This window comes from Prosthecobacter sp. (assembly GCF_029946185.1).
Lineage (GTDB): Bacteria > Verrucomicrobiota > Verrucomicrobiia > Verrucomicrobiales > Verrucomicrobiaceae > Prosthecobacter.
The window spans coordinates 47,614-58,598 of record NZ_JAQSEA010000082.1; the positions used below are offsets into that span (position 1 = coordinate 47,614).

Annotated in this window: 13 protein-coding genes and 1 pseudogene; 6 read left to right on the top strand and 8 right to left on the bottom strand. The window is 60.0% G+C overall.

Going from position 1 to position 10,985, the window contains the following annotated elements; translation table 11 throughout:
• Positions 1-207: 207 nt before the first annotated feature.
• The 3 genes from PSV43_RS06485 to PSV43_RS06495 all read left to right on the top strand — a co-directional run bounded on the left by PSV43_RS06485 (position 208) and on the right by PSV43_RS06495 (position 2,240).
• A complete protein-coding gene (locus PSV43_RS06485) occupies positions 208-1,032 on the top strand; it encodes a deaminase (protein WP_300194727.1) in 825 nt (274 codons plus the stop codon).
• A 394-nt stretch (positions 1,033-1,426) separates the two neighbouring features.
• Positions 1,427-1,609 carry a hypothetical protein gene (locus PSV43_RS06490; RefSeq protein ID WP_300194728.1) on the top strand — a complete coding sequence of 61 codons (183 nt, stop codon included), beginning with the start codon at positions 1,427-1,429 and terminating at the stop codon, positions 1,607-1,609.
• Positions 1,610-1,622: 13 nt separating this feature from the next.
• Positions 1,623-2,240 carry a hypothetical protein gene (locus PSV43_RS06495; protein ID WP_300194729.1) on the top strand — a complete coding sequence of 206 codons (618 nt, stop codon included), beginning with the start codon at positions 1,623-1,625 and terminating at the stop codon, positions 2,238-2,240.
• Between the two features lie 458 nt (positions 2,241-2,698).
• On the opposite strand, the gene PSV43_RS06500 is transcribed toward PSV43_RS06495, so the two are convergent.
• The 5 genes from PSV43_RS06500 to purH form a co-directional block, all read right to left on the bottom strand.
• Positions 2,699-3,334 carry a hypothetical protein gene (locus PSV43_RS06500; protein WP_300194730.1) on the bottom strand — a complete coding sequence of 212 codons (636 nt, stop codon included), beginning with the start codon at positions 3,332-3,334 and terminating at the stop codon, positions 2,699-2,701.
• Between the two features lie 201 nt (positions 3,335-3,535).
• On the bottom strand, positions 3,536-4,015 hold the full coding sequence (locus PSV43_RS06505) for a hypothetical protein (protein ID WP_300194731.1): 480 nt from the start codon (positions 4,013-4,015) through the stop codon (positions 3,536-3,538).
• Complete coding sequence (locus tag PSV43_RS06510) at positions 4,012-4,587, bottom strand: RNA polymerase sigma factor (RefSeq protein ID WP_300194732.1); 576 nt, start codon at positions 4,585-4,587, stop codon at positions 4,012-4,014. The genes PSV43_RS06505 and PSV43_RS06510 overlap by 4 nt, the downstream gene beginning before the upstream one ends.
• Before the next feature lie 85 nt (positions 4,588-4,672).
• Positions 4,673-5,653: a prolipoprotein diacylglyceryl transferase gene (gene lgt / locus PSV43_RS06515; RefSeq protein ID WP_300194733.1), complete on the bottom strand. Its 981-nt coding sequence runs from the start codon at positions 5,651-5,653 to the stop codon at positions 4,673-4,675.
• Between the two features lie 647 nt (positions 5,654-6,300).
• On the bottom strand, positions 6,301-7,839 hold the full coding sequence (purH, locus tag PSV43_RS06520) for a bifunctional phosphoribosylaminoimidazolecarboxamide formyltransferase/IMP cyclohydrolase (RefSeq protein WP_300194734.1): 1,539 nt from the start codon (positions 7,837-7,839) through the stop codon (positions 6,301-6,303).
• Positions 7,840-8,007: 168 nt separating this feature from the next.
• Between purH and PSV43_RS06525 the strand changes: the two genes are divergently transcribed.
• Both PSV43_RS06525 and PSV43_RS06530 read left to right on the top strand, forming a co-directional pair.
• Positions 8,008-8,562: a hypothetical protein gene (locus tag PSV43_RS06525; RefSeq protein WP_300194735.1), complete on the top strand. Its 555-nt coding sequence runs from the start codon at positions 8,008-8,010 to the stop codon at positions 8,560-8,562.
• Between the two features lie 15 nt (positions 8,563-8,577).
• Positions 8,578-9,111: a metalloprotease family protein gene (locus PSV43_RS06530; RefSeq protein WP_300194736.1), complete on the top strand. Its 534-nt coding sequence runs from the start codon at positions 8,578-8,580 to the stop codon at positions 9,109-9,111.
• Positions 9,112-9,144: 33 nt separating this feature from the next.
• On the opposite strand, the gene PSV43_RS06535 is transcribed toward PSV43_RS06530, so the two are convergent.
• The 3 genes from PSV43_RS06535 to PSV43_RS06545 form a co-directional block, all read right to left on the bottom strand.
• Positions 9,145-9,657 carry a hypothetical protein gene (locus tag PSV43_RS06535; RefSeq protein WP_300194737.1) on the bottom strand — a complete coding sequence of 171 codons (513 nt, stop codon included), beginning with the start codon at positions 9,655-9,657 and terminating at the stop codon, positions 9,145-9,147.
• Positions 9,658-9,779: 122 nt separating this feature from the next.
• Positions 9,780-10,214, bottom strand: a complete 435-nt coding sequence (locus tag PSV43_RS06540) for a hypothetical protein (RefSeq protein WP_300194738.1) — start codon at positions 10,212-10,214, stop codon at positions 9,780-9,782.
• Positions 10,215-10,237: 23 nt separating this feature from the next.
• Entirely contained in the window at positions 10,238-10,660 is a 423-nt protein-coding gene (locus PSV43_RS06545) for a hypothetical protein (RefSeq protein WP_300194741.1), read from the bottom strand.
• A 125-nt stretch (positions 10,661-10,785) separates the two neighbouring features.
• Here PSV43_RS06545 and PSV43_RS06550 point away from each other — a divergent pair.
• Positions 10,786-10,985: pseudogene (locus PSV43_RS06550) on the top strand (gfo/Idh/MocA family oxidoreductase); the annotation flags it as partial.

The following is a 10,985-nucleotide window of genomic DNA, read 5'->3' on the forward strand; positions in this document are numbered from 1 at the left end:
AGGTGCCGGGCATGTTTTCAGGCCGAGAATAGCCTTGGTGGCGGCGGTTTTCCGGCCAGATAGAAAGCGTTGTTTTATGCGGGGGAAGATTGCGCTGCGGAACCAAACGATTCTGATTGACCGTAGCTGGAAAGACGGCCACCCAAGGCAGGTGGTCCCAAATAGAGACCGCTCAATGATACCAAGGTCACCAAGCTCCACACTCCCATGCTCAACTTTCTGAGTCATTTCAAACCGATCGTCCCATGCCTTTTTCCAGCGCTCCTAGGTCTTGTGGGTTGCCTGGCTCACCGGTCCCCCGCCAAGACGCAAACGCAAGAGGCGGCATCGACGGTCAGTCGTGCGCACGCACACTCGACCTCACGGCTCTCTGCAAATGCCCAGAACATCGCCGAGGAGAGGGATGCCCTTTATACCCTTCTGGCCTACGCCCTGGTGTACAAGGACTGGCAAACTCTTGACACCAAGCAAGGTGCGCGAGGTCATAACATTGGCTGTGTTCTGGTCAATCCTAAAGGGCAGATCGTGCACGTAGCGCTTAACAGCAATGGCAAATACAAGAACGGCACTCAGCACGGCGAGACCCGCGTCATGTGGCAGTACCAAGAGCGTGAAAAGCTATACGATTTGAAGGGCTACACCATTTACACCACCCTCGAACCCTGCGCCATGTGCTCCGGAATGATGGTGATGCAAAAGGTGAGCCGGACGGTCTATGGGCAGACGGATCTCGATTTCGGCAAGGCCGTGGAACGTCTCCAACTGAAGTCAGCGCAATTCCCTCCCTACCCACGCGCAAAAGAACTCTCTTCCACTCCGGCTGACCATCCTGTCAGAATCAGCATCGATCAAGCCTACAAACTCAAGTATGACAGCAGCAAAATCGCCATCACCGAGTGGCTCCGCAGCGAAGAAGCCAAGGCTCTATACGCCGAAGCCCAGACCCAGCTTCTGAGTAATGCCGTCCTTTATGAAGAGAACCGAGCAGTGCTGGCGGATTGTCTGAAGTCTTTGAAGCGCTTTGAACCTTGAGAATCACGTTAATGAAGACTGCCTATTGGGTTCATAACTTAGGGCGAGGAGGGTTTTGGCGATGCGGTCGCGTACTCATGCGGTGGGCAGAGTAGCTGGGTTGGAAGGAAGGGGAGCAGAAATGGGCGGTGAAGGGGAGGCGTTGACCGGTGTGTTGCGGAGTGGGTGGATCGAGGCCGCGTTCTTCGCTAAAGCTACGAAGGGCAAGCCGAGTTCGAGCAGGAGGACCCATTCTCCGCGCTGCTCGCTAAGAAGGGCAGGCTGAGGACGAATGTTCAACCGAGAGCGGCGAGGGGTTTTCGAGGTGTTCGTCGGCGGGCGGGAAGTGTGAGGCGTGCGGAATTGTCATTTGCACGACGGGCGGCTCCCGATAGGATGGGGGTCCCCATTCCTCATGAAAACCGCCTCGTTCTTCCTCTGCGCCGTCGCCCTTGTTCTCGCCTCTACTTCCTGTGGGAAGCACTCCTGGCAGGAAACTCAGGTGCTGCATGAAGGCATGCATAAGGGGCATGCTGGGGAAGTGCATGGCGACGCTCACTCGGCACCTGCCGAGCATAGCGAAAAGAAGGGCCACTAAAAGTCTCCCTCCAATGCGCCGCTATGCCTTCATCGGGCTGCTTGTGCTGGTGCTGGTGGCGACCAGTTGTGTGATGCTGCGGACGTGCTGGGCGCGGCTGTCTCCGGCGATTGCGTCCACGGGCGGCAAGAGCCTGCGCATCCGGCTGGCTGATGATGGGAGGACGCATTTGCAAAAGGACAAACGGTGGGCGGCGGATCAGCTGGGGGCCTCCACCGGCACGCTGGGGAGTCATGGCTGCCTGGTTTCGAGCGTGGCGATGGCTTGCTCGGATCTCGGGGTGAAACTGACGCCGAAGGTGCTGAATGAGCGGCTGAAGAAGGCGGATGGCTTTCTGCCGCAGGGCTGGGTGGTGTGGAATGCAATCCCGCGTGTGACTGAGGGCAAACTGGCGGCGGATTACCACCCCTCAGCGAGCCACAAGGTGATGGATGCGGCGCTGGAAAACGGTGCGTACCCGGTGGTGAAGTATTTTCTCGTGGGCGGTATTCAGCACTGGTGCGTGATCGTGGGCAAGGAGGGGCTGGAGTATCTGGCGCGTGATCCGCTGCGGGATGACTCGGAGCCGGTGAAGCTTTCGGCGCTGACAGCGAAGGTGTATGCGGTGCGGGTGATCCGGCGGGTGGAGTGAGGGGGGGACTGTCGGACTTTGAGTACGCTTTATAGCGATTCGCAAAACTCATTTCCAGAATGGAGAGTCTGAGGATGTTCGGTTTGACGCGGAGCACCTGAACTCAAGGCGGCTAGAGGGTGGAACGGTGGGTAACGGCGAGGGCTATTCGGGAATGGGGGCACTGGTTTTTGGCAAAGCTGAGGAGACCGGAGATTTGAACCACGGAATACGCAGAATACACGGAAGGGGGACCTGATTTGAGGATGGTGCGAAAAGGGAGCGCTGTTTTTTAGCAAAGGAATGGTGGGCAATGGAATGGCCGGAGATTTGAACCGCAGAGAATGAACGGTCGCAGAGATTTTCCAGAGTGGGTTCAGAGCCCATCTGCGATTTTGTTATTCCGGAGGGGCAAAGGTGCAGAGATTCAATCGCGTGTTTCCTCAGGCGCTTTCCGGAAATCAGTTCTGGAAAACGCTTTAGTGGGGTTCTGATTCGGGGTGCCAGGAGCGGATGTTGTCGGTCCAGGTCTTGGGATCGCGATCCGGGCCGGAGGAGTAGATGAGAACTTTCTGGGGCAGCGTTTCGGGAAGCGGATGCTTGGGGGCCTGCTGCGCGTCCTTGGGGGCAGGTGGGTCGGGTCGGAATTCGGGGTTGGTGATTTTGCCGTCTCCGTTGGTGTCGAGGATGATGTAATAGGATTCGCCCCAGAGATCGCTGAGCACCCATTCGGTGCCGTCTTGCCAGAGGCCGTCTTTGCGGTTTGGGGCGGCAGGGAAGTCGATGAATTTGATGTCTTTGGGATTGAGCGTGGGGTCCTGGCCCAGAAGGGCGGGCAGGATGGGGCCGCGTGTGCGGAGGGAAACATCGGGGCCGTGCCAGTCGGGCTCGGGGATGGGGAAGTGTGCGGAGTCCACCTCAAAGGCGGTGATCCCGATCTTCAGGTGTGTGATGGCGGCTGCGGTGGGCGATACCGTGGTTTCGTGGAAGAATTTCAGGCACGAAACCAGGCCCGGCAAAGTCACGAGCATGAGGCCGAGGATGACCGCGAGGCTGCGGCGGTCGTTCTTTTTTACGCCCTGCGTTTCATGGCTGGGCGGGGTGGATTTGACCATGGCCGTGTTTTACCTGAACGAGGCTTGCTTTGTCGAGTGCCGAATGAAGGGGCGGTCTCGACATTCAGGGCTATCGCTTGGACAGGTCACCGGATGCGCGGCTGTTGCGGCAGAGCGTAGCTGATCGAGCGAGAGTGGGCGCGGCGATGCTCTGGGGGATGTGGTCCGCTTGGACGGTGGCGGGTTGGTCCCGACTTACCGTTATTTGTAGGAGACGGGCATCAAGAGCTGCCGCTGGCTGGGGATGTCCATGGTCAACTGGGAGCCGTAGCGGGGATCAACCCAGGTGCCGAGCTCGCGGGAGACGACGAGGGCGCGTGCCTCGGCCATTTGGCTGCGGCCGCGGTGGATGCCGCGTTCTTGGGTGTCATCCCACTCACGAATGGTGGAGCCGGGCTGCACCACGGGCAGGGTGGTGGAGGTGGAGGCGAGGGCCTGAGGGCTGGCCTGCTGTGGGAGGTAGCTCATCACGGCGATGGCGGCGGCGGCGCCCATGGCGGCCCAACTTGCTGAGGTGAGCCAGCGGGTCTGGCGCTGGGGTTTGCTGCGGCGGGTGCTGAGCCAGCTCATGTCGAGCTGCAGCTCTTCATCGACCCGTTGCACGAGGCTATGGGAGGCTGCTGCGGGCGGGAGTCCACGGAGGAGGTTTTCGAGTTGGGTGTCGTTCAGGTCGTTGTTCATGAAAGTGCCTCTCTGGGTGATGTGAAGGGAAGGATGTTGATGGCGGGAGACGCGGATTCGCCGAGGAGATCGGCACGGAGGTGGCCGAGCTTCTTGTGCAGGGCCTGCAGGGCGTAGCGGTAACGACCGGCGATGGTGTTGATGGAGCCGCCGGTCATGGCGGCGATTTCGTTGAAGGTGAGGTCGCCCCAGAGCTTGAGGGTGACGACTTCGCGCTGATCTTGGGGCAGGGATTGCAGGGCTTTTTCGACGATGGCAGCGGTCTCTTTTTGCTCGGGCTTGGGATCAAAGGCGGGGGTATTTTCTCCTGCTACGGCGATGTCTGACTTTGCCTCACGGTTCACGCGGCGGTGGTCGGAGCGGCGCTGGTCCAGGGCAATGGTGCGTACGGCGGCGTAGAGGAGGGGGATGTGGCTGGCGTCCCCTTCGGGAAAGCGCCGCCACCAACGTACGAAGGCCTGCTGCACGACGTCTTCGGCGTCGGCCTTGGCATCCACGAGCTGACGCGCATACAGGACCAGCTGTGGAGAGAGCTGGTCAAAAGTTTGTTTCCAATCGAAGGCGGAGTCCATGCGAGTCAGTTTACGACCAGCCTAACGCCGCCGGTCTCGGGTTTTGTGTGAGAATGGTGAGAAATGAGCCTTTGGCCCCCGGGCATCAGGCCTTGGCAGGCGCTGGAGCCACGGCAGCCTTTCCGGGCGGGCTTTTGCCCCAAATGATGCCGTAGGCGATGAACACGCCGCCGACGAGGAACATGAAGGTGGAGAAAAACTGGCCCTTGGTGAGGCCCATGATCATTTCTGAACCGCTGTCCGGCTGGCGCACATACTCCAGCGCGATGCGGGCGATGGCGTAGAGGATGAAGAAGAGCCCGGCGATGATGCCCTGGCGCAGGCGCGGGAAGCGCAGGCGAAGGAAAATCAGGATGGCGCTGAGGAGCAGACCTTCGCCGAGGGCTTCATAAAGCTGCGAGGGATGGCGCGGATGCAGGATGGTTTCCAATTCGGCAAGGCCGCCCCGGTGCTTCTCAAAGTATTCAATGATCTGCGGGCTGTGCTGCAGGCCGCGCTGCTGGACCTCATAGGCCAAGGCAGGATCCCCGCCCTGACGGACGAAGTCTTCATGCAGCATCTCCGTGGGAAACTTCACCGCCCAAGACACCTTGGTCACATGGCCAAACAGCTCGCCATTGATGAAGTTGGCGAGTCGTCCCAGAAAGATGCCTAGAGGTGCTCCGCAGACGATGGAGTCGCCGATGCCTGCCCAGGAGATTTTGTGCTTCCAGGCGTACCAACCGCAGAAAAGCGTGACACCTGCGATGCCGCCATGACTTGCCATGCCGCCCTGATTCAGCAGGAAGAACGTCCACGGCGCATGGATGAACTCGTCAAAATTGTACAGCAGCATGTAGCCAAGCCGCCCGCCCAGCACGAGGCCGAAGAGGGATACGAGAGTGATGAAATCCGCCACGGCCTCCGGCTTGATCTCAGAGAGACCGCGCTTCGCCAGGAAGTACATCACCTGATAGGTCAGGTAAAATCCCAGCACGTAGGCGAGGCCATACCAATGAATGGCGATCTTGTCCGTGAACTTGATGACGAACGGGCTGAGGTCGTGCAGGTAGTAGGCGAAAATCATGGGGGCGTAGGCATTGAACGGGAGAGGCGTCCGCACAAGGGGCAAATGGGGGAGTAACCGTTAAGATACTCTGCATGGTCACGCGCCCCCCAGGCGCGCGGAATTTATTCCGCAGCACGCCGCAAGCACTTGTGGCACCGCTTCTGGTTTGCCCTTCGGCAGCGCAGTTCTGGCGAGTTCGAAACCAACGCTGTGTGTCGCAGACTGGGTAGAAGGCGCTCGGCTTGGAGGGGAATGGTGAGTGGGTAAGAGCCAGGCGCTTCGGCGGAGTGCTGCGGACCGAAGTGCCGCGCTCCGAAGAGGCTTTGTCCTTCGGGAGCGCAGTTCTGGCGAGTTCGACCTGCGCTGCGTGTCGCAGACTAGGGAGAAGGCGCTCGACTTGGAGGGGAATGATGAGTGGGTAAGAGCCGGGCACTTCGGCGGAGAGCTGCGGACTGAAGTGCCGCGCTCCAAAGAGGCTTTGCGTGTTCACGCGCACTGTAAACGCTCGAAAGCGGCAGCAAACCGCTGCCGCGCGTCAAGGCGTGGTCAAGGCGTGGAGCGCGGGGCAGGCACCCAACCCACGCCCGCCTCTTGACCGGCGCAGCCTTGACCTCTTGACCCCTTGACCGTGCCTGCCACGCCGCCTCTCACAGCGGCACCGCATCCTAGTGCAGGAAGTGACGCACGCCGGTGAAGCACATGGCCATTTTGTGCTCATCTGCTGCGGCAATGACTTCGGAATCCTTGACGGAACCGCCGGGCTGGATGGCTGCGGTGGCTCCGGCTTCGGCGGCGGCGATGAGGCCGTCGGGGAAGGGGAACATGGCGTCGGAGGCGACGATGCAGCCTTTGAGGGAGAGTCCGGCTTCCTTGGCCTTCCAAATGGCGATGCGGCAGGAGTCCACGCGGCTCATCTGGCCGGCGCCGATGGCGAGGGTGCGGTCCCTGGTGGCGAAGACGATGGCGTTGGACTTCACGTGCTTGACCACGCGCCAGCCGAAGCGCATGGCTTCGAGTTCGTCGCGGGTCGGTGGGCGGATCGTTTTGACCTTCGTTTCGAGATCTTCCAGGCCGAGGGCGCGGGAGTCGCTGTCCATGACCATCACGCCGCCAGGAGCGGAGCGGATGGTCGGCTCAGTGAGGGCTTCGGCCACGCCGGGCAGCATCTGGATGAGGCGCAGGTTCTTTTTCTTCTGCAGCAGCGCACGCGCATCGGCATCGAAATCCGGGGCGATGATGACGTCGGTGAAAATCTCCGAGATGATGCGGGCGAGGCCCAGGGTCATGCTGCGATTCACCACGATGACACCGCCAAAGGGGGCCTGCTTGTCCGTCTCAAAGGCCTTCTGCCAGGCTTCGCGCAGGTCTTCGTCCGCACAGCCGACGCCGCAGGGATTGGTGTGCTTGAGGATGGCCACGGTGGGGCGGCGGAACTCCAAGGCGATCTCTGCCGCCGCGTGGATGTCCAGCACGTTGGTGTAGCTGAGGTCCTTGCCATGCAGCTTGACGAAGTAGTCGCCGAAATTGCCGTAGAGGGAGGTCTTCTGGTGCGGGTTGTCGCCGTAGCGCAGCTCGGAGTAAAGGGGCAGGCTGAGATTAAAGGTCTTCTGCGTGGTCTGCTCCTTGTTGAGGTAGGCGGCGATGGCGGAGTCATACGCGCCGGTGCGCTGGAAGACCTTGCAGGCCAGGCGCTCGCGCGTGCCCAGGGTGGTGTCTCCGGCGTGCTCTTTCATCTCTTCCAGCACAACACTGTAATCTGCGGGGTCGGAGATCACGGTGACCCAGCGGTGATTCTTCGCTGCGCTGCGCAGCATGGAGGGGCCGCCGATGTCGATGTTCTCGATGGCTTCTTCCAGCGTCACGTCCTTCTTGGCGATGGTTTCTTCAAAGGGGTAGAGATTGACGACGACGAGGTCGATGCAGGGGATGTCGTGCTTCTGCGCGTTCTTTTTGTCATCGTCATTGTCACGGCGCTGGAGCAAGCCGCCGTGGACTTTCGGGTGCAGGGTCTTCACGCGGCCGTCGAACATCTCCGGAAACCCGGTGTGGTCTGACACGTCCGTGACCGTCAGGCCGCCTTCCTTGAGGTGCTTCGAGGTACCCCCGGTGGAAAGCAGCTCCACCCCGAGCGCCGCCAGTCCTTTGGCGAATTCGAGGAGGCCGGATTTATCGGATACAGAGAGCAGGGCGCGGGCGATGGGCATGTGTGTCTTGGGAAGAAGTTCGGGGGTGGGGAGTAAAGGGAGAAATATGGGGGTGCCAAGCGCATTTCACAGGCCATGTCGTGACGGATGGGGGGAGTGTTTTTTCGACGCGCTATTTGCTTGTCATTCCAGGCGGCTGCTGGAATGATTTAAGCCATTGCCGTAAATATGAGCCTGCCGCCACCGCTGCCACCTTCATCTGTCCCAGAACCCGACACCGCGCCCAATGCCTGCGTGAACTGCGGCTCCATCCGCTTCAGCACCCAAACCAAGCTGCCCGTGTGCGAGCCCTGCCGCGCGTCCTTGATCAAGCATCCGTTTCCATTTTGGGTCAAACTGACCTCCGCGACGGTGGTCGTTTTGTTGTTGAGCTCGCTGTCTCTTTCACGCGAGCGCTTTCATGCCGCCCTCCACCTTGCCACCACGAAAAAAATGGCGAAGCAGGAACGCTGGGATGAGGCCTATGAAAACTTCCGCGGCCTTATGGCGGTCCATTCCGACACTGAAACCCTGCTGGACTACGCCGAAGCCGGCTTCAATAGCGGTCATAAACGCGAGGCCGCGCAGGCGCTGACCACCCTGTCGGGAAGGCGCGTGAGCAAAGACGAAGAGCGCCGCTACAACACCCTGATTTACCAATTCCAGTTGGAGCAGCAGCAGCAGCGCCAGCCGGTCATGCCGCTGGCTCCTGTCAATGTCTCGCCGATCCGGCTTAACCCTTGAGTCGCCTCCACCGACATGTTTTTCATCCCAGCTCCCGTCATTTCATTTCTCACATTCCCCGGCGTCATCGTGCATGAGGCCGCGCATCAGCTCATGTGTCGGGTGACGAAAACCCCGGTGCTCAAGGTCTGCTACTTTCAGCTGGGGAATCCCGCAGGCTACGTCATCCACGATGCACCTTCCTCCGGTTGGAAGCACTTTTTCATCTCCGTGGCCCCGTTTTTGATCAACTCCATCCTCGGGGTCCTGATCTGCCTTCCGGTGGCATTGGCGACGGCAGCCAAGACCTCCGTGGGACCGGTGGACGTTTTGCTCGGCTGGGTGGGGATTTCCGTGGCCATGCATGCCTTTCCCAGCACCGGAGATGCCTCCAGCTTGTGGGGAACCTTGAAGGCAGACACCACCCCATGGCTGCTGCGCATCATCGGTTTTCCCGTCGTCGGAGTGATCTACCTCGGGGCAGCCCTCTCCATGGCCTGGTTTGACGCCATCTACGCCGCCCTCATCTGCTTCGGCGCCCCGGTCGTCTTGTTGGAGATGCTGGCGTAGCCATCCATGGGCCGGAGTTCCTTCACAAATTCTTCACGGCTTCTTCTCAATAACGGAGGTTACAAAATCGAAGGCCTCGGCGACAGAGATTGTAAAGACACCGCCTTTGCCTGCATCAAAGGCCGTTCGCCACTGCTTGTAACCTTCGGAAAAATCGGGAATTGGACCGGTCTTTCGATCAAGCGATGTAACGCTCTTCTCGATGGCCGCTTCCGCTAACGGGAGATGCTGGATGTGCGTGTGCCCGCCGCCATACTTTACACCGCTCAGTGAGATGTGCACGATCCGACCCGCCTTCGCTCCATCCTCGACTCTGAGGATGGTCAGTCGGGCCTCAGGCTGGCCCGCAGGCGGGGTAAACGCCCAGACCTGCCCCGGATGGAAACGAGATGCGGTGGACTCCGTAAGCACCACCTTCGGCTCATCCATAGCTCCGACCTTCTTGTGGGTGTCTACTTCGATGGAAGTTATATTCTCGCTCTTCTTAAAGCACGACCCAAACAGAAAGGAAAACAGCCCCATAAATAACACGCTTGATCGTTTCATAATTGGCGGACGAGACACAGATATACTCCGCAAAAATGACAATCTCCAGATTTTTTTCAGCCCGAATCTCTGCGTCCGTCCACCCGCTGCGGTTCAATATTTGATACACCACTCTTTCATCCTCACGGCCCCGCCTTCGGTACAAAGGGCGGGTAAAGTTTCCGCGCTCCAAACTCCACGTAGCGGTTCTCGCTGCTTTTTAAATAGACGGGCAGGGGACTCTTCTCGCCAGCGTCCTGGGGCTGATAAATGAAGTGCTGGCCGGTGACATCGAGCCCTCGTTTCATCATCGTGGCGTCGTCAAACTCCACGGCCTCCTCCGCTCGGCGGAAGGTGCCCTCGTCCTGGCCGGGATAGCGCAGGTTGGGCTCGTAGCGGTCGTCCTTGCCCAGTGCCGTGTAGTACTTCGTGTCGCCCAGCGCGGTGGGGTACTCGGTCCACTCGTAGTCCGCCGGGTGCAGGTGGATGCGCCAGGAGAGCAGGACGAGGGACGAGAGCAGCAGCGCCCAGCCGAGCAGCAGCCGGCCGGGCGTGTCGCGGATTTTGTTGGCGGGCATCTCCCAAGTTTAAACCGTGGGCGCTAGCCTTCTTGGGAGAGTTTGTAAGTGGTCAGATAGACCACTACCGTCACCACAATGCTCTGCAGGATGCCATAGAGAGCCCATTGCAGGCAGATCAGGCCGGGGATCGGCAGCACGGCGTAGAACATCGGCGCGTAGGACGTGGCGATCAGGCCCACAAAAAAGCCGAAGCGAACGGCGGATTTCAGCGTCGTGGTGTTCGGCGCACAGCGGTTGATCCAGATGACGGTGAGACCTCCGGCGGCCATGAACTGCCCCACCATGATCCATTTGATCAGCGCTCTCATGCCATCTGGCGTGCGCCACAGACCGGCAATTTTCATGTAGGCCGTCTTCATGGCCAGTTGGTGGATCAACAGATCGGTGATCCAGATCGCCGCGAAGGCGGTCAGGAGGATGACAATGGTGCGCTTGGGATTCATGCAGGAGTCTTGGGGGCAGGTGGGCTCAGGAATTTCTCTGGCAGGATACCAAGCCGCAGCGGCATTGGGCAATCCTTAAATATATCATTGTCAGCGCCGGGTGCTTCGGCTTCGATGCAGGCTCTATGAGCAAAAAATGGCGCATCGCCGGCATCAACTTCGATCACTTCCACATGGGCGACCTGCTGCGTCAGGCCTCCGAGCACCCGAACGCCGAGATCGTGGGTATCTGCGATGAGCAGCCCGCACGCCTGGTGGACGCCCAGCGGAACTTCAGCCTCACCGACGCCCAGGTCTTCACCGACTACCGCGCCTGCATGGAGCA

Bases quoted from the DNA above. Each gene is read 5' to 3' on its own strand.
- PSV43_RS06500 (WP_300194730.1), bottom strand. From the start codon at position 3,334: ATGGTCAAATCCACCCCGCCCAGCCATGAAACGCAGGGCGTAAAAAAG.
- PSV43_RS06545 (WP_300194741.1), bottom strand. From the start codon at position 10,660: ATGAATCCCAAGCGCACCATTGTCATCCTCCTGACCGCCTTCGCGGCG.
- purH (WP_300194734.1), bottom strand. From the start codon at position 7,839: ATGCCCATCGCCCGCGCCCTGCTCTCTGTATCCGATAAATCCGGCCTC.
- PSV43_RS06505 (WP_300194731.1), bottom strand. From the start codon at position 4,015: ATGAACAACGACCTGAACGACACCCAACTCGAAAACCTCCTCCGTGGA.
- PSV43_RS06540 (WP_300194738.1), bottom strand. From the start codon at position 10,214: ATGCCCGCCAACAAAATCCGCGACACGCCCGGCCGGCTGCTGCTCGGC.
- lgt (WP_300194733.1), bottom strand. From the start codon at position 5,653: ATGATTTTCGCCTACTACCTGCACGACCTCAGCCCGTTCGTCATCAAG.
- PSV43_RS06490 (WP_300194728.1), top strand. From the start codon at position 1,427: ATGAAAACCGCCTCGTTCTTCCTCTGCGCCGTCGCCCTTGTTCTCGCC.
- PSV43_RS06485 (WP_300194727.1), top strand. From the start codon at position 208: ATGCTCAACTTTCTGAGTCATTTCAAACCGATCGTCCCATGCCTTTTT.
- PSV43_RS06495 (WP_300194729.1), top strand. From the start codon at position 1,623: ATGCGCCGCTATGCCTTCATCGGGCTGCTTGTGCTGGTGCTGGTGGCG.
- PSV43_RS06535 (WP_300194737.1), bottom strand. From the start codon at position 9,657: ATGAAACGATCAAGCGTGTTATTTATGGGGCTGTTTTCCTTTCTGTTT.
- PSV43_RS06525 (WP_300194735.1), top strand. From the start codon at position 8,008: ATGAGCCTGCCGCCACCGCTGCCACCTTCATCTGTCCCAGAACCCGAC.
- PSV43_RS06530 (WP_300194736.1), top strand. From the start codon at position 8,578: ATGTTTTTCATCCCAGCTCCCGTCATTTCATTTCTCACATTCCCCGGC.
- PSV43_RS06510 (WP_300194732.1), bottom strand. From the start codon at position 4,587: ATGGACTCCGCCTTCGATTGGAAACAAACTTTTGACCAGCTCTCTCCA.